This window comes from Rheinheimera tilapiae, assembly GCF_042432165.1.
GTDB lineage: Bacteria > Pseudomonadota > Gammaproteobacteria > Enterobacterales > Alteromonadaceae > Pararheinheimera > Pararheinheimera tilapiae.
On the sequence record NZ_JBHLXP010000001.1, the window covers coordinates 2,506,695 to 2,524,285 of the forward strand.

The 17,591-nt window shown below is 51.6% G+C and carries 16 protein-coding genes; 8 read left to right on the top strand and 8 right to left on the bottom strand.

Annotated features, from left to right (window positions below):
- Positions 1–55: 55 nt before the first annotated feature.
- Together ACFFJP_RS10850 and galU are read right to left on the bottom strand one after the other, a co-directional pair.
- Positions 56–1,396 carry a UDP-glucose dehydrogenase family protein gene (locus ACFFJP_RS10850; protein WP_377243283.1) on the bottom strand — a complete coding sequence of 447 codons (1,341 nt, stop codon included), beginning with the start codon at positions 1,394–1,396 and terminating at the stop codon, positions 56–58.
- Positions 1,397–1,399: 3 nt separating this feature from the next.
- Entirely contained in the window at positions 1,400–2,338 is a 939-nt protein-coding gene (galU, locus tag ACFFJP_RS10855; protein ID WP_377243286.1) for a UTP--glucose-1-phosphate uridylyltransferase GalU, read from the bottom strand.
- A 467-nt stretch (positions 2,339–2,805) separates the two neighbouring features.
- Here galU and ACFFJP_RS10860 point away from each other — a divergent pair, with 467 nt between their 5' ends.
- The 4 genes from ACFFJP_RS10860 to ACFFJP_RS10875 all read left to right on the top strand — a co-directional run bounded on the left by ACFFJP_RS10860 (position 2,806) and on the right by ACFFJP_RS10875 (position 7,465).
- Positions 2,806–3,378 carry a transglutaminase-like cysteine peptidase gene (locus tag ACFFJP_RS10860; RefSeq protein WP_377243290.1) on the top strand — a complete coding sequence of 191 codons (573 nt, stop codon included), beginning with the start codon at positions 2,806–2,808 and terminating at the stop codon, positions 3,376–3,378.
- A gap of 81 nt (positions 3,379–3,459) precedes the next feature.
- Complete coding sequence (locus tag ACFFJP_RS10865; protein WP_377243293.1) at positions 3,460–5,541, top strand: bifunctional diguanylate cyclase/phosphodiesterase; 2,082 nt, start codon at positions 3,460–3,462, stop codon at positions 5,539–5,541.
- A gap of 47 nt (positions 5,542–5,588) precedes the next feature.
- Complete coding sequence (locus ACFFJP_RS10870; RefSeq protein WP_377243296.1) at positions 5,589–6,047, top strand: hypothetical protein; 459 nt, start codon at positions 5,589–5,591, stop codon at positions 6,045–6,047.
- Positions 6,048–6,127: 80 nt separating this feature from the next.
- On the top strand, positions 6,128–7,465 hold the full coding sequence (locus tag ACFFJP_RS10875) for an O-antigen ligase family protein (RefSeq protein ID WP_377243299.1): 1,338 nt from the start codon (positions 6,128–6,130) through the stop codon (positions 7,463–7,465).
- Between the two features lie 33 nt (positions 7,466–7,498).
- On the opposite strand, the gene ACFFJP_RS10880 is transcribed toward ACFFJP_RS10875, so the two are convergent.
- The 4 genes from ACFFJP_RS10880 to ACFFJP_RS10895 form a co-directional block, all read right to left on the bottom strand.
- Positions 7,499–8,032, bottom strand: a complete 534-nt coding sequence (locus tag ACFFJP_RS10880) for a DTW domain-containing protein (protein WP_377243302.1) — start codon at positions 8,030–8,032, stop codon at positions 7,499–7,501.
- A gap of 4 nt (positions 8,033–8,036) precedes the next feature.
- On the bottom strand, positions 8,037–8,681 hold the full coding sequence (locus tag ACFFJP_RS10885) for a DUF2987 domain-containing protein (protein WP_377243305.1): 645 nt from the start codon (positions 8,679–8,681) through the stop codon (positions 8,037–8,039).
- 16 nt (positions 8,682–8,697) lie between these two features.
- A complete protein-coding gene (locus ACFFJP_RS10890) occupies positions 8,698–9,570 on the bottom strand; it encodes a glucosaminidase domain-containing protein (RefSeq protein WP_377243308.1) in 873 nt (290 codons plus the stop codon).
- 198 nt (positions 9,571–9,768) lie between these two features.
- Entirely contained in the window at positions 9,769–10,197 is a 429-nt protein-coding gene (locus tag ACFFJP_RS10895; RefSeq protein WP_377243311.1) for a lecithin retinol acyltransferase family protein, read from the bottom strand.
- 130 nt (positions 10,198–10,327) lie between these two features.
- Here ACFFJP_RS10895 and ACFFJP_RS10900 point away from each other — a divergent pair, with 130 nt between their 5' ends.
- Positions 10,328–11,545, top strand: coding sequence for a pyridoxal phosphate-dependent aminotransferase (locus ACFFJP_RS10900; RefSeq protein ID WP_377243314.1), 1,218 nt, complete (start codon positions 10,328–10,330; stop codon positions 11,543–11,545).
- A 25-nt stretch (positions 11,546–11,570) separates the two neighbouring features.
- Entirely contained in the window at positions 11,571–12,179 is a 609-nt protein-coding gene (gene yfbR, locus ACFFJP_RS10905; protein WP_377243317.1) for a 5'-deoxynucleotidase, read from the top strand.
- A gap of 75 nt (positions 12,180–12,254) precedes the next feature.
- Here the strand turns inward: yfbR and ACFFJP_RS10910 are convergent, their stop codons facing one another.
- On the bottom strand, positions 12,255–13,256 hold the full coding sequence (locus tag ACFFJP_RS10910) for a cation diffusion facilitator family transporter (RefSeq protein ID WP_377243320.1): 1,002 nt from the start codon (positions 13,254–13,256) through the stop codon (positions 12,255–12,257).
- A 198-nt stretch (positions 13,257–13,454) separates the two neighbouring features.
- Between ACFFJP_RS10910 and ACFFJP_RS10915 the strand changes: the two genes are divergently transcribed.
- Together ACFFJP_RS10915 and ACFFJP_RS10920 are read left to right on the top strand one after the other, a co-directional pair.
- Positions 13,455–14,582, top strand: a complete 1,128-nt coding sequence (locus ACFFJP_RS10915) for a hypothetical protein (RefSeq protein WP_377243323.1) — start codon at positions 13,455–13,457, stop codon at positions 14,580–14,582.
- A gap of 23 nt (positions 14,583–14,605) precedes the next feature.
- Positions 14,606–15,277, top strand: coding sequence for a transglycosylase SLT domain-containing protein (locus ACFFJP_RS10920; protein WP_377243326.1), 672 nt, complete (start codon positions 14,606–14,608; stop codon positions 15,275–15,277).
- On the opposite strand, the gene ACFFJP_RS10925 is transcribed toward ACFFJP_RS10920, so the two are convergent.
- Positions 15,228–16,892, bottom strand: a complete 1,665-nt coding sequence (locus ACFFJP_RS10925; RefSeq protein ID WP_377243329.1) for an esterase/lipase family protein — start codon at positions 16,890–16,892, stop codon at positions 15,228–15,230. The two genes, ACFFJP_RS10920 and ACFFJP_RS10925, sit on opposite strands and share 50 nt — an antisense overlap.
- Positions 16,893–17,591 lie beyond the last annotated feature (699 nt).

The following is a 17,591-nucleotide window of genomic DNA, read 5'->3' on the forward strand; positions in this document are numbered from 1 at the left end:
CAGGCTTTATCGTATCTGTATAGCGTGCAACTGTGCAGCGTACAGGCACATCCCGTCAATAAGTTTTGATACTGTCGCCGCGGCCGATGGCGTAATAGGTAAAGCCATAACGGCGCACCACATCCGGATCATACAGGTTGCGGCCGTCAAAAATCACCGCGTGGCGTAACGTCTGTTTCAGGCTATCAAAATCCGGGGCGCGGAAGTTTTTCCATTCGGTGCAGATGATCAGCGCATCGGCGTCTTTTAACGCCGCTTCTTTGGTGCCACACAATACCAAATCGGCGCGCTGACCATAAATGCGCTGGGTTTCTTCCATCGCTTCCGGGTCAAACGCCTGCACTTTAGCACCGGCCAGCCACAAGGCTTCCATCACCACCCGCGCCGGCGCTTCACGCATATCGTCGGTGTTTGGTTTGAAGCTCAGGCCCCACAGCGCAAAAGTTTTGCCGTGTAAATCAGCGCCAAAATGCTGTTGAACGCGGTTAACCAGCACCGACTTTTGCCGCTCGTTAATGGTTTCGACCGCTTTTAAAATGGCAGAATCAAACCCGATGCTGTCGGCAGTTTGGATCAGTGCCTGTACGTCTTTGGGGAAACAACTGCCGCCGTAGCCACAGCCAGGGTAAATAAAGTGATAACCAATGCGCGGATCTGAGCCGATGCCGAGCCGGACTTGTTCGATGTCTGCGCCTAAACGCTCCGCGAGGTTGGCCATTTCATTCATAAAACTGATTTTGGTGGCCAGCATACAGTTGGCGGCGTATTTGGTCAGCTCGCTGGAGCGCACGTCCATCACAATCATCCGGTCGTGATTGCGGTTAAATGGCGCGTACAGCTCTTTCATCACACTGATGGCATGCGCCGACTGGCTGCCGATCACGATGCGGTCCGGCTTCATGCAGTCGTTAACTGCCGCGCCCTCTTTTAAGAATTCCGGGTTCGACACCACATCAAAACCTAGCGTCGAAGAACGCGCCGCCAGCACCTGGCTGACCAAAGCACTAACTTTATCTGCGGTACCGACCGGCACAGTAGATTTGTTCACAATCACTTTGTGGCTTTGCATATGGCTGGCAATACTGCGCGCCACCGCCAGCACGTATTTTAAATCGGCAGAACCGTCTTCATCCGGCGGCGTACCAACGGCGATAAACTGAATTTCAGCATGCGCCACGCCCTCTTCAGCGCTCGCGGTAAAACACAACTGGCCGTTGGCCACATTGGTTTTTACCAGACTTTCGAGGCCGGGTTCGTAAATGGGGATCACGCCATTACGTAAGTTGGTGATTTTTTGCTCGTCGATGTCGACGCACATCACATGGTGCCCCATGTCCGCCAGACAAGTCCCGGTGACCAGCCCAACATAACCCGTTCCGAAGATTGTTACTTTCACAGCTTAATCCTTCAGCAATTGCAGCAGTTTTTCTTTAAATTCAGCCCCGAACGATGCGCGCAGCGCGTATTCGGCATTGGCCAGTGCATAACCAATCTTGCTGCCACAGTCATGGGACTTGCCCTTCAGGTGATAAGCTTCGATGGTTTCGAGCAACCGTAACTGATGTAAACCGTCTGTCAGCTGAATCTCATCACCGGCACCTGGCGGCGTATATTCCAGCAAGTCCCAAATCGTTGGCGACAACACATAACGACCGGTAATGGCAAAATTGCTTGGCGCTTCATCGATATCCGGTTTTTCCACCATATCGCTGACCGCGACGCTCTGGCCTTCACTTAGGCTCTGGCCGTCTAAATCGACAATACCGTATTGATTCACCAGCGCCGCAGGCACAGGTTCCACCATGATTTGGCTGTGACCGGTTTGTTCATACCGTTTGATCATTTCGGCCAGATTGTCTTTTTTCAGATTGGCGCGGTACTGATCGATGATCACGTCAGGCAACAACACGGCAAATGGGTGGTTCCTTACCACTGGACGCGCGCACAAAATCGCATGCCCAAGCCCCAATGCATGTGGCTGACGCACAGAAATGATGGTGACATTTTTTGGTGTGATATTGCGCACTTCGTCGAGCAACTGGCGTTTCACCCGCCGTTCCAGCGTGGCTTCAAGCTCAAACGACGTATCAAAATGGTTTTCAATGCTGTTTTTCGACGAGTGCGTGACCAGCACTATCTCGGTGATGCCAGCAGCCACGGCTTCTTGTACCACATATTGGATCAGTGGTTTGTCGACGATTGGCAGCATTTCTTTTGGCATCGCTTTGGTCGCAGGCAACATCCGGGTGCCAAGACCAGCGACCGGGATCACCGCACGGGTCACCGCGTGATCAGAGACAACAGGCGCGGCGGCCTTTCTTACGAGTTTAGGTTCCATGTGCGACTCATCTGTCTGGTTTAAAACAAGGCCAATTGTGGGCAAACAGTGCAGCCGCTGGCCAACATGTAGTAAAGGCGGCGACAAACACTGCGGTTAACCGGCTGCAAAACAGCGCTGTTTAGTTGCCTGAATGTCGCCGTTTTATACCGTTTTTGCCAGTGCCACGCAATCGAATCAGCTGCGGTTACACCTTAAATCTGAGCTGGGTCAAACATTTGCCGGTTTTATCCGCAGCACAAGCCGCAATTTTGCGCAGCCAGTGAAGTTGCCATGCACAAAAGTGCGCAGCGGTTTGAGCGCGGCAACCCGCTGTGATACCCTTGATTTAATTCGCGAATGTGACATCTCACCACCACACATTTGCCCTCAGTACCGGCCAGAAGGAATTCGTTATTAGCCGCAGCGCATTATGGCTCCCCCTGCTGTATTTAACTCTGACGCCAAAGCCCGCGCCGGAGCAAGCGTTGCCACCCAGTTATCTGCAAGAAGCGCTGAGCCAGTACGACGCTGCCGGCCGTGAACGGCTGCAGGATTTTCAGGCGCTGATTGAAGAAGGCCGCACCGAATCCGACTGGGAGCGCCTGCATTTGGCCAACGATTTTGCCAATCGGCATATCCGCTACCGCGCCGACCTCGAACACTGGGGTAAAAACGATTATTGGGCCACGCCGCTGGAAACACTGGGCACTGGCGCCGGTGATTGTGAAGATTACGCCATCAGCAAATATTTCAGCCTGCGTGCGATGGGCGTCGCCGATGAAAAGCTCCGGCTGATGTACGTCCGGGCGCTGTCACGCAATGAACCGCACATGGTGCTGATTTACTTTGAAACACCGGATGCCTATCCGCTGGTGCTGGACAATATGGACGGCCAGATCCGCTCGGCGCGCGATCGGTCTGATCTAAAACCAATTTACAGTTTTAACGCCAGCGGTTTGTGGCTGGCCAAGGCCAGCGGTCTGGGCAAAAAGGTCAATAACGGCCGGGGCAACAGTCAGTGGACCGCCGTATTGGACAAAATTGAACAAGGCCAATAAGAAAAGGGTTTAAACCCTGACATCTTATTGATATAACAAGATTAACGACGGCGGTTGCCGCCCTGACAGAGCAGAATAATAATGACTGAACACAGCAATTCCCGGTCGGCCCCCCCCGCAGACCCACGCGGCGTCGCGCTGAGTACTCAGCTCAGTATCCTGCTCATCTGTCTTGCTTTGCTGACCTTTGCTGCGACTGTGTTGGTCAGTACCAGCAATATGCGCAATTATCTTGATTCCCAGTTAGCCCAAACGGCACAGGACACGGCCAATAGCCTTGGGCTTGCCATCTCGCCTTATGTCGGCAACGACGATATGACGGTGGCGGATACCATGGTGTCGGCGATTTTTGATTCGGGGGCTTACTTACAAATCCGCTTTGTCGACCAGCAAAAACAACCACTGCTAGAGCGGCAGAACGAATTAAAAGTGGATGGCGTACCGGTCTGGTTCCTCGCTCTGTTCCCGCTCGAACCGCCGGTGATGCAAAGTGAAGTCAACGACGGTTGGCGCATCGCTGGTGCACTGAGCGTACAAGCGCATCCGGGTTATGCCTTTAAGAGTCTGTGGCAACACACCAAAGCGGTATTCTGGACCAGTTTGCTGATTTGCCTGCTGGCGCTTGGCGCTGTCCACGTGCTGCTGTGGTATGTGTTAAAGCCATTAAAAGATATCGAAAAACTGGCGCAACATCTGGCGGAAAAACGCTTTGAACTGCTGAATTACATGCCGCTGACCAAAGAGCTGCGTGCCGTGGTGCGGGCGCTGAACCACATGGTCAGCAACGTAAAACGTAATTTCAGTGAAATGACCGACCGCGCCGAGCAGCTAAACCAACAGGTTTACCTCGATCCGTTAACCGGTCTGCCAAACCGCCGGGCTTTGTTACAGTCTTTCAGTAGTTTGCCACAGACGCCGGCTGCAGATGCCAACCGGCCTTATCTGACTCTGATTGCTTTAACGTCGTTAAAGCAGGTCAATGATCAGCAAGGTTATGCCGCTGGCGATCAATATGTGGAAAAAGCCGCAGGTTTATTGCAACAACAAGCGCGCACCCAGGAACTGGCGCAAGTGTTTCGCATCTCCGGCTCTGAGTTTGCCATCCTGACGCAATTCGGCGAAGGCAGCGCCAGTACGTTCCAGCTTCAACTCCAACAAACCTTTGAAATAGCCAACAGCGAGCAATATCCGCATGGCTTTGCCGCCGTTGTGATGGCACCGCTGCAGGGCGCGGAAGAACTAAGTTCAGTACTGGCAAGGCTGGATGGCCTGCAGGCACGACAACTGAATCATCCGGCGCCGGCGACACAAAATCCGGCCGAAGCACTGATTAACCCACTGAGCCGCAGTCACTGGCAGGAAATTCTGCATGAATTCACCCGTTCTGTGGTCTCAGACACCACGGCCGGCTTCAGCGACACCTCGTTGCAGATCTCAAAAGAGATGGCGGCGATGTTTAATCTGGAAGTACAACCGGTGTATCAGGGCGCTCAGGTGCTCTATGCCGAGACGTTTGTCCGATTTAATGCGCGTGGCGAACAGCTGGCGTCGGCTGATGTGTTTGCCATGGCAGAGCGCCTTGGCGTGTCATTGCTGCTGGATAAAGCGCTGGTCACTTACATTCTGAGCCAGCTGCGTGGCCAAAGCGGCCATAGCTTTGCCATCAACCTGAGTAAAAGTGCGCTGCACGACAGCCAGTTCACCCGCTGGTTAGTCAATACGCTGGATGCCAACCGGGCCTGGTTGCCTAAACTGGTGTTTGAAGTGAACGAACAGGCTACGCTCGGTGCTATCGCATCAGCCAATCAGTTTTTTGGCGCGTTAAAACAAGCCGGCGCTGCCATTACTATTGAGCGTTTTGGTGCCAGTTTCAGTTCGTTCCGTTACTTGCAGGGTCTGAATATCGACTTTATCAAAATCGATGGCAGTTATATTCATGCGCTGGAATCGCCGGATACCCGCTTCTTTGTCGAGACAATGACGCAGATTTGCCACGGCATCGGCATCAAGGTGATCGCTGCACAAGTGGAACACAGCAGTCAGGCTGAGATCTGCCAGCAATTGCATGTGGATGCGTTACAAGGTCGCGCATTGCACGCGCCGGTAAGTTTTCTGCAAATAGCCGATAAAAGTGACTGCAAATTCAGCAACAATCAGTTATGATTGCTGGTAATTGCATTTTTTGTTCAGTTTTTATGCGAGGACCGCATATGAAAATAGTAAAAATCGCTCTGATCTCGGTAGCTGTATTCGCAGCTGCACACACCACCGCACAACAAGCACCAGCAGATATTGCTTCTCTGTATGCGCAGGCGCAGACAGATGGTCTTTCGATGGGTGGTTTTGTTGCAAAAATGACTGAATTGAAAACCTGTAATCCAAAACTTGCTGAACAAGTGATTGATTACGCCCTGGAACAAGCTGGCAACGATCCGGTACTGGTTGAAGAAGTACTGAAAGCGGTGAATAACCAGTGTATTGACCAGGACACGCTGACGACCTTAGCGATTGCGGCCAATATCGATCCAACACTGATCACCAACGCGCTGCAAACTGCAGCAGCGGCAGGCCCAGCTCCAGCAGCCCCAGCCATTGCAGCAACACCAGGTGGTGTTGGCGCAGGTGGTGGTACCGGCACTGGTGATACCACTCTGGCCAGCGGCAGCTAACTAACATTTTTCCGGAAAAAGCCCCTTTGATTGGGGCTTTTTTGTTCCAGGCCTATCAGCAAACTCCAGGATCTTATCGCATGCAGCCGGGCACTCTGAACCGTTTGATCTTTATTCTGCTCTGTTGCATTTTGATTTGGGCCCCTATCCCGCTTGGTTCAAACCGCCCTTGGTCCTGGTCGTTACTCGAACTATTGATTGGCACCGCGTTCCTGCTACATCTGGTGCAATGTTGGCGCACACCACAGTTCGAATTATTGCAGCGCCGCTACTGGCTGGCTGTGGCGCCATTGCTGCTGTTAACGCTATGGCTCGCGCTGCAAAGATTCAGTCCATGGCCGTTCTTCGCTTCTGTCGATCCCTATCAGACGCAAGTTATGCTGCTGAAAACCGTCTTCTTTGTGCTGTGGTTTGTGTTGCTGCTGAGCTATGCGCAAGGCCATAAACGGCTGCGGCTCCTGGCATTAGCAATTGTGATCGCCGGTGCATTACAGGCGTTTTATGGCGTGGTGTTGCAGTTATCCGGCCAGGAGTTATCGCCGGTCATCGGTATGGACGAAAACAACAAAGCACGCGGCTCTTTTGTTTATCAAAACCACTTTGCCAACTATCTGGCCTTGGCATTGTCGGTGGCGATGGGCTTGTTATTGTCTCAGTTGTCCAGCCAACGTCGTCATCGTGACTGGCGTCAGCTCAGCCGCGAAGTGCTGAGCAGTATCTTAAGTGCCAAATTTATGCTGCGTCTGGCAATGGTGCTGATGGTAGTCGGACTGGTAATGAGCAGATCACGCATGGGTAATGCCGCATTTTTTACCGCGTTGATTGTGATGGCGCTGGCCGCATTGTGGTTTTACAAAAGACCACCAGCACTGTTAAAACCGCTGGTGATCAGTATCTTACTGCTGGACATGGTGCTGATTGGTTCGATGTTCGGGCTGGAAAAACTGCAGCAGCGCTATCAGGACACTTCCTTTGCCAGTGAAGCGCGGGATAACGTGGTCGTAGATTCAATCCCTTTGCTGCAGCAGCATTTTTGGACCGGTAGTGGCGGTGGCAGCTTTTATACCGTGTTTCCAGCAGTGCAACCGGCACCGTACAGCGGATTTTATGATCATGCCCACAATGATTATCTGCAATTTGCCATTGAATTAGGTCTACCGCTGACTGCGGCATTGCTGCTATGGCTGTTGTATCTGGGCTGGACCGCATTTCAGGTGATGCGCCGGCATGAAGACAAACTACTGCGCGGTTTGTGTTTTGGTAGTCTGATGGCACTGTGCCATATGGCGTTGCATAGCACCGTCGATTTTAGTTTGCAGGCACCGGCCAATGCCCTGTTATTTTTGACCATTCTGGCCATCGTGGTGGTAGCTGGTCATAGCCCGAATTCTGGCAGGACCACAGCGTCCAGAGCCTGACCGAAAGGCCGCCAGAGGTGCTGACGCTCGCTGTTAGTCCGGCGCGACCACGGCGCCCTGCCGTTGGTTAAACGCGATAAAACGTCCGTCCAGCTGTGCCGCTTGTGCCACAGCACCAAGATGACGCCACAACAACACGACTAATTCTGCCGTGCACCAGCCCTGCTGGCGCTGGTTGCGTCTGAGAATATAACGCGATGGTGTCGCGGACTGAATTTGCCATTTCGCCAAGGTGTGCAAATAAGGACTTTGGTTATACATTTTCTGCGCTTGTTGCCAGGTGGCGTCGAGCAGGATAAAACCGGCAGGCATTGGGAAGTGTGTGCTGACCGGGAAATCAACATCAATTTGCTGTGCAGTGGGCGCCGGATAGAGCAGCACATAAGCAGAAGATGCGAGTTGCTGTAACAGCACCGGGTCAGGCGATTTGCGTTGCCAACAGACTTGCCGAACTGTCCAGTCAGACTGGTCGTGCGCGGCGCTTGGTGGTACTTCTAGCAGCAGACGGCCGGTGTTGCTCGGCCGCTCCAGTTCGGTGCTATGGGTCAGCAGAACCAGTTCAGGCACGGTTTCAGCGCTGCAGCCAAGGCACCAGATATTCAGGTGTTTTACTGAACGTCACGGCACCGGCCGCTGACTCAGGCACCCCGGTCAGATCGACCTGACATTGTTTGGCGGTGCAATTCACGCGACTGCGCAGAGTTGCCGGCACATCAGTCACCAGCGCTTCTTCGGCAAACAACACCGTCACACCGGTCATCTCGGGCAGGAAATATTTGCCAAGACCTGCGAGGTCTTTTAATAAGCCCTGAAACTGCAGATGCGTTTTCTGCAGTTGTGCCAGTTGCAAGGTTTTATCCAGCGGCATCCGGCTACGCAGGCGGAAATTCAAATCACAAGGCACCGCATCAGATTGTTGCTTGAGCAAAATCAACGCTTTGCGGCTATTTAATAATTCATTGTAAGGCAGGATCAATTCGCCATTGGCTGCAAAGGTCAGTGGCTCCGAACTGATATCCGTCGTGATTGCCGCAGAATCAATGACGCAACGTTCGCTGCTGCCGGTTTTTTGCAACAAAAACGACAAGGTAATGTCGCTGTATTCCGCTTTTTCGCTTTTTTTCATTCGAGCGTAAAAGCCGTCGTAATTAAACACGGTATCGGCATGCAGCGGCAGCAATGTCAGCAGCAAACTACTCAGGACCAGGGATTTCACTCGGTGCAGTTTCAACTTAACTTTGTCCAATTATTTTGCTGGTTGCGATGATCATCGCGCTGATCTCTTCAACATATTGTTGGCCCCGTTCAGAATAACGAGCCAGACCTGCAGCAAGCTTTTCAGCCGCGACATGACCATCCTGCGCCCGCACTTTAGCGCGGATCGCCCGTAATTCTTCATAGACATAAAATGTATTGAGGTTATAGAAGTAGGCATTCACACTTTCGGCGGCATGTGCAAACACTGCCACTTCATGATATTTGCCCTGACCGCGTTTGGACGGCACCACGCCGCAGCCGGTTTTGAAGCACCACTGGCCAAAAAAGTTATAGCCTTCAGTGGTAAAGCGGCTACTGCCCCAGCCTGATTCTTTCGCGGCCTGCGTTAACACCAAACTGACCGGCAACACATCAACTCGGGCTAACAACTCGCGGACACCATCTAAATCAGCGTCCATCATATCAATTTTGAATTCGTCAAACAGACTGTAGATAAAGGCGTATTCTTCGACTGTCAGCTGTTGTTGCTGTTGCAATTTGCCAGCTAATTCGTCGATTTGCCGCCGCAATTTCAGGATCCGGGCATTTTCGCGTTCGATGTAAGGTGTCAGATAGGCAAAAAACGCTTTTTTCCGGCTGTCGGTATCTTTAATCGCAGAGAAATCCGGAACTGGTTTTAACTCCGGCATCAAATCAGGATAAGTCAGGCGGGACAGCAGCTTCAACTGATCTTCCGACTCGAGCGCAGACAGTTTACTTGGCATCTGCCAGTCGGCCAGTTGTTGTGCTTCAGCACGCGGATCAGCCTGCATAAAGGGATAAACCGCAGCACAGCCCACCAATAAGGTGGCCAGGCCGAGGCCGCTCAGTTTAAGCAAGTTGTTCATCGGTAGTTCCTCGTCTTTACGGGTCTGACCAGAAAAAAACTCTGGTAACAGGCGCCTGCGCATAACAACGCATTTTACAAAGCACTGACGCAAAGGGGGCGTATTCTAGCTGCTTACGACGCTTTTTTCGACTAAAAATTCCGTAAAGTACGGTTCAAAAAACTTCAATAAATTTTATCTTATTGTTTTTAAACTACTTTACCGAAAACGATGCGGGTCTGTTTGGACAGTTTTAAACAGGATTTTCTGCCTCAACTGCTGCTCCAGCACCTGCCGTAAGTCAAAAAAACTGGTGACTGGCCAGTGCCGGCCACTCAGACAATTACAGCAAAACCGATGGCAGTTATTACTGATCAGGTCGTAGGTCTGGTAGGTAAAAATCTGACTAGCGGCGCGTTCAGCCGCAGCCATATTTCCGATAGGTTTGCCGCTGCTGTCACAAGCAACCATCAGCTCTTCACCGCTGCGGTTATCCATAAAGCGTGGGATTGACACACTGCGCACCAAGCCAGTGCCCTGCAGTTCGACAATTTGGCCTTCACCGATATAGATGCCGGTATGCTCAAACAGGTGGAAAATCTCACATACCACCAAGGCACCCAGCGGAACTTCTGACAATTTAACCATCCAGACTCCCGAATGCTGATTTTTTCTGGCAGTATGGAGATGGATGCCTACTCATACAGTTACAAGGGTCGGCCATCACTACCAGAGACATTATTTAGACTCATCATACGGAGGCTGTAAAGTAAGGGTTATGAAACCAATTGAGCGATCGAAAAAGTTAGATGGAGTTTGTTATGACATTCGCGGCCCGGTAGCGCGCGAAGCGAAACGGATGGAAGAAGAAGGCCATCGCATTTTAAAGCTCAATATCGGTAATCCCGCCCCTTTCGGTTTTGAGGCGCCGGATGAGATCCTCAAACATGTGATCCATAACCTGCCAACCGCGCAAGGTTACAGCGATTCTCAGGGCATTTATCCGGCCCGGGTTGCAGTGGCACAATATTACCAGTCCCGTGGCATTCGTGGTGCCGATGCCGACGACGTCTACATCGGCAACGGTGTCTCTGAACTCATTCTGATGGCGCTGCAAGGTTTGCTGAATAACGGCGACGAAGTACTGATCCCATCACCGGATTATCCATTGTGGACAGCCGCCGTGAATCTGGCCGGTGGCAAAGCCGTACATTATCGCTGTGACGAATCAGCCGACTGGTATCCGGATACCGCCGATATCCGCGCCAAAATTACCTCGAATACCAAAGCCATTGTCCTGATCAACCCGAATAACCCAACAGGTGCGGTCTACAACGACGCCTTGTTGCTGGATATTCTGAGCATCGCACGTGAACATGGCCTGGTCGTGCTCAGCGACGAAATCTACGACAAAATTCTGTACGACGGCGCCACGCATACACCAACAGCTTCATTAGCTGATGATTTGGTGGTGCTGACCTTTGGTGGTCTGTCGAAAAACTACCGGATCGCCGGGTTCCGTGTTGGCTGGTTGTTTATCTCCGGTGCTAAACAGCGCGCACGTCCTTTCATTGAAGGCTTGAACATTCTGGCGTCGATGCGGCTTTGTGCCAATGTGCCAGTGCAACACGCTGTACAAACGGCATTAGGCGGCTACCAGAGTATCAATGAGCTGGTTGTCCCCGGCGGTCGTTTATACGACCAGATGGATGTCGCACACCGTCTGGTCAATGAAATTGACGGTCTGAGCTGCGTAAGACCAAAAGGCGCTATGTATCTGTTCCCGAAAATTGATCGGAAAAAATTCCCGATCAAAGACGATGAACTGATGGTGCTGGATTTCCTGCGTCAGCATAAAGTGCTGCTGGTACATGGCCGTGCTTTTAACTGGCCGGAACCAGACCACTTCCGTATCGTACTACTGCCGCATAAAGAAGTGCTGGAACAGGCGATCGGCAAGCTGGCGCAGTTCCTGCCCGGCTATCATCAGCTTTGAGTACGGTGTTAATCAGGAGTGATGGATGACCAGCCATAGCCATTTTTTCGCCCATCTGTTTCGGATGAAGCTGATTAACCGCTGGCCGCTGATGCGCAACATCAACACTGAAAACGTGGCCGAACACAGCCATCAGGTCGCACTGGTGGCGCATATGCTGGCGGTGATCGAACGGCAGTATTTCGGCGGTGATTTAGATCCGGAGCGAGTCGCAACACTGGCGTTGTTTCATGACGCCAGTGAAGTGTTGACCGGTGATTTACCAACGCCGGTGAAGTATTTCAATCCGCAAATTGCTGACGAATACAAAAAGATTGAAGCCATTGCCGAGCAAAAACTGTTGTCGATGCTGCCGCCGGAGTTACAAAGCGTGTACCGCGACTATCTGCTCGGTGAATGTTATAGCCCAGCCGAAAAACTATTGGTCAAAGCGGCGGATAATCTGTGCGCTTACTTAAAAACGCTAGAGGAGATCACTGCTGGCAATCGCGAATTTACTATCGCCCGCCGCCGGCTGGAGAAAATGCTCGCCGCCGCGCAGTCGCCGGCAGTGCAGTACTTTCTGGATACCTTTGTGCCGAGCTTCGCGTTATCGCTCGATGAAATCAGTCTGGAACAAGAAGGTTTGCTGTAAACCTGATTGAGATTAACTATATTGGCAGGGCACTTCGGTGCCCTGCTTTATTTCTGCCTCAGGCTGACAAGGGCATTAATGCCGGTGTGGGTCCAGCGCGCCGTGCTGATGATCGCAGCCTTGATGAGCGTGGTCGTGGTCGTGGTCGTGGTCGTGGTCGTGGTCGTGGTCGTGCACAGGATGGACTGAGGCTGACCCTTTGTCATCCCGACACAGTTCGGCCGGCCCCTCGAATTCAACCGTCGTATGTGCCAGTTGATGCGGCGCTAACACCAGCCGGACTTCTTCTTTGTAATGACTCAGCTGATGGCTATCAGCATTGTCTTTTAAACGCAGATGCACCGTCAGCACATGTTGCTCACCGTCGAGCGACCACAAATGCAGATGGTGTGCGCTCTCGACAAAAGGTAACGCGATCAGCGCCTGCTCCAGCGCTGTGGTTAAAGCCGCGTCCGGCGTGACCTGTAAAAACAGCGCAATGGTCCGTTTCAGGCTGCGCCAGACATTCAGCAGGATAAATAAGGTAAACCCGATAGAAAGCAACGGATCAAGAAAAGCCCAGCCGGTGAAATAAATCAATACACTACCAACCAGGACTACAGCCCAGCCCAGTACATCTTCCAGCAAATGCCAGCTGAGCACTTGTTCATTTTGCGTTTTGCCATGCTTAAGCTTCAGCACGGCCGCACCATTGACCAGCACACCAAGCACGGCGAGCGCGATCATGCCTGGTGCATGGGGTAACACCGGCTCCCACAGCCGCGGGATCGCTGTGATCAGCACCAACACTGAACCAACAACTAATACCACGCCGGTAACCAGCGCACTTAACAAAGACCAGCGCCGATAGCCATAGCTATATTGACGATTCGCTTCCTTTCCGGCGATTTTACTGGCTGCCCAGGCAAAACCAATCGCCAGGCTATCACCGAGGTCATGTACTGCATCGGCCAGGATCGCCACACTATTGGTCAACAAACCGCCGACTATTTCAATCAAGGTAAAACTGAAGTTCAGCCAGAACGCAGTGGCGATATTCTGACTTTCATGATGATGGTGGTGATGGTCGTGCGGCATGCCTGGCTCCGGAGCGGATAGCTGTTCCCTATAATGGGCAGGTTCAGCGGAATAGCAGTCACGATAAAAGCTGCCAAGCTGGAACACAAGCAAATTTGCCTGTCATTTCAGCAATTAAACCGCGGCAGACCGCATCTTGCTTGAGCGCCGGCGTTCACTGCGTTAGTCTGCAGCCAATTAGTTTAAGCGAGTATTGTTATGTCAGGTTTTGTCGGGCGCATTGGAACTGTGCTGATTGGTAGCGTCTTTGCCTTGTATCCGTTATCCCAGGGGCACGCATCTGCCAAATTTACGCCACAGCAACCGCAGTTTGTCGCCGGGCAATGGCCTGATCGGAGTGCAGATCTATGCCAGGTCGCGACTGAAACACTGAAATACATAGATAAAGGCCAAAGTTATGACCCTGTCGCGATCCATGGCGGTAAAATTCCGGGTGCAACAGTGTCTGTCGCTGAGATTAGAACAACGCTGCATTACATCTGCCAAATCGCCAACGAAGACAAAGCAACTGGCCGCAAGTCACGTTTGACAGATCCGGCATTCATTGCACAGCATTTCAGTTTTGTTCGCTGGATGCCGGACCAGGCCGGTGCGGCAAAACTATCGAAGAACAAACCTTTACTGCAAAAGCTTCCAGCAGACAAAATTTTGCAAACCAAATATTTTGTCAAAATTGCCGATGGTAGCCCGGTCAAAACAGCAGACAAGAATCAGGCACTGTATGGCTTGCCTTTTGACGAGGCCAAACTAGACCTCGCGACCGCCGATGCACTGGGTAAGCAAATCACCCGTTTTCAATTAGGTAAGCAGGATATTGTCCGAGGCGCGCTGGAAAAAACACCACTGCGTGCACCTGTTTTGTTCTGGCTTAGCCGTGAAGGCCTCGAAGGTGCGCTATTGCAGGGCACTGCGGTCGTACCGTCGGGCCAAGGCTATCGCTATTACAATGTGCACCGGACCAATGGCATCCCTTATGACCGCACCAAAACACCGGAACAACAACAACGGTATTGGTACTTTAAGGAAGTAAAAAGTGTGTTGGGTTACGGCAAAGACGCCGATTACAAAATTCCGATTAAACCTGAAGTGACTGTCGCCGGCGATATTCCACAGCTTGGCTTAGGGAAGTTGATTCTGTTGGCGACACCAGAAGCCGGTGTAATGCACTATCGACTGACGATTCTGGCCGACACTGGCGGTGCTTTTGCCAATAATCTGTTTCAACTGGACTGGTTAAGCGGTTATTATCGGGGCTGGCCGGATTATTTCGCGGCCAATAAACACCGTGGTGATTACAGCCAGGCTTATCTGTTACTGAAAAAATAACTGAACCGGAGACCCGACTGCCGATGCAGCCGAGCTATGTTTTTTTGCTGATTTTATGCCTGATGGGGTTCGCACCAGCCTGTTTCGCCTCGCTGGATTATGCTGCATGGGCGCAGAAAAATCAGGACGGCAGCTGGACCAGAGCCGCCGAATCGGCAGTCGCCAGTTCAGCGCTAATCCGCTTAAATCCTACCGATATTACGCAATTTTGCCCCAATTACCCGAAGTTAGCCAAACCTGAACGGCGTAAGTTCTGGGTCGGTTTGTTATCTGCGATGAGCAAACCGGAAAGCAATTTTAAACCCGAAGCCACCTATCGCGAACGCTTTCGTGATGGCAAAGGGAAACCTGTTGTGTCACGAGGATTACTGCAAATCTCGATTGAAAGTGCCAACCAGAAACGTTATGACTGTGACATCCGACATCCGGCGCTGTTACATGATCCGGTAATTAATCTAGCCTGTGGCGTACGTATTTTATCGAAATGGGTCAGCACTGATGGCGTCATCGCGAGTCGTAGCATGGAACAACATCAGGGTGGCGGCCGTTATTGGTCAACGCTGCGGGCACACAATGGCAAAGTAAGTGCAATTGCCGAATTCACCCGCAACCTGCCCTTCTGTGGTCCGCGCCAGCAACAACGCTTTAATGGGATCCGTCTGCGTCCAGGCGCTGGCGCAACTGCGCCAAAATAAACGCTATAGCTTCCGGGCTCTGATACGAATCATGCTGTGATGGCACAATAATTTGTGCTTCAGCCCGCGGCTCGTGAGCGCTAAAAAATGGCACTACCGAATCAGACAAACGAGCGCAGGCGCCTTCGTCGTAGCAATAAGGTTTATCATCACTCCCCACCACCGAATACACCGGTCTTTGGTAGGGTAACGTGGCGATTTTTTGCAACAGTGGATGTTGTGGTGATAACACCTGCACACTATTAGGCCCACCATCTGCCAAATAAGGCTGCATTTGTGGCGTGACCGTTTCTAGCCGGATGCGTTGAAACAGCTTACGGTTCAGTCGTGCAAACATGTCTGGGATCGTAATCAATTGACTCGCCAAACGGCTGTACCACGCTTCTGCGATGTCAGCACCATGATGCGGTGTGTCTAAAAAGAACACAGAATCAACATCTTGCCGTGCTTTAAATAAAAATACATCGCGATAGCGCTGCAGATCTTTATCCTTCCCTGGCCAAGATTCTGGCCGAAATAAAAAGGTTTCATCCCACAGTGCCATGCCACTGTCGATGATAAAAGTCTTGGCGATAATGCCGCCCATACTGTGCCCAATCACCACCATTGGCGTTTTGTTTGATAAACCAACGCTTTGCTGCAGCTGATTTCGCATCTGATCAATATCATGTCGTAAGCGCATCGCATTAAAAAATGGTGGCGCGCCGCTTGGATAAAACGCATGCCAAACCTGATAATGGGCCGATAATTGCGGGTCGCGATAAATCGCATGGCTGAGTTTTAGCCAGATCATCGGACTGGAGTTAAGGCCGTGGATCATTAAAATTGGCCGACGATCAAGCCGGATCGGTCCCGGGCTGAAGATGCCAAAGTCATAACCTGGTTTGTTACCATCCAGTAGCGCAGAGAACGCTGACTGCTCAATACGGGCATCACGCAACAACAATAGAGTGGCACTTGCGGGGTCATAACTCAGCGGCACTAGCCTGCCGGCTATCTGGACCTGCTGCGGCGCGGTCAGATAATGACCTTTCAAGCTGATTGTCAGTTCATTATTGACGAGTTTTATTGCCTCGAGTGTCATCGTCACACTGCGAAATATGCCTTCTCGCGGGTAATACTCGTCAAATGGCGCCCGACTATGTCTGCGCTCTGCAACTAAAGCAACGCCATAAGTATCCGGGTTTGGTACAGGTGGTTGATAATAAGGATCGACAAACTTAAGTTGCTGCACCGGAGTGTAGCGGCTAAACGTCATACCATGCTCATCAGCCGGAAGTTGTAGTTTCAGGCGGTAACCGTTGCCCTTGAGCTTCCATTGTCCATCCACCAGATGATGATGCACTAATTGGTTCAGCGCAGATTGCTGTTCGCGAAATAATCTTTGAAACTGCTCATTCTCTTCGACAGTTTGTTGTAATGCCTGATGAGTACAAAAAAGTGTGGATAGCGGGTCTGCTGTGGTTGTCGCAGGAAGTAAACATTGATGCTCTGTAGTGACAGACATTCGCTGCAGCAAAGCCGAGGTCAATACAATGTCTTGTTCCGGTATAGGCAACAGATCAACCGACCTGTGCTGACAGCCGGTTATGCCACAGACAAACATCATAGCCATGCTGGTTCTATTCAGGAAAATGTGCATGAATTCAGCAATCTGTAAAAGCAGTCCACCTTTATGCCATAAGCCTGTGCAAACGACCAGAGTTCAGATACGGAAATAATGGAAACACAAAGGCCCACGCTGAGTGTCCTGTCGTGGCGATGTTCTAATCGGGATAAAGATTTTGCCGGAAGTAAAAAAACAAACTGCCGGCCTTAGTAGTTTACAGTCTTCACGCTACAACTCGACCCGCAGTAAACCGGCGGATTTAAATACAAATAAATGTCCAATATTTCATCACATTCTACCCAATTCTCTGCAGTGTCCATGGCATACAGCCGCGGTGTGACAGCCAGCAGAGCAAACCTGTTTCCGTCCTGCAATTCACCACCGCGGCTTCGTGGGAGTCTGCACCCTCGCGGCGCTTCGGGTGTGCTCAGCCGCTGTGTGACAGCCAGCAGAGCAAAACAGTTGGTTTCCTTCAATTCACCACCGCGGCTTCGTGGGAGTCTGCACCCTCGCGGCGCTTCGGGTGTGCTCAGCCCGAGCAAAGCCAAACTATTGGCTTTGCTAATTCCGGTCTTCGCTGTACTACTCTACGTGGAGTAAACCGTCAGGACACCATAAAGCAAAAAGGCCCACTCGACTGAGTGGGCCCTTTGGCTTTATTGGGAGCCTGGCGGTGTACTACTCTCGCATGGCAACTGCCACACT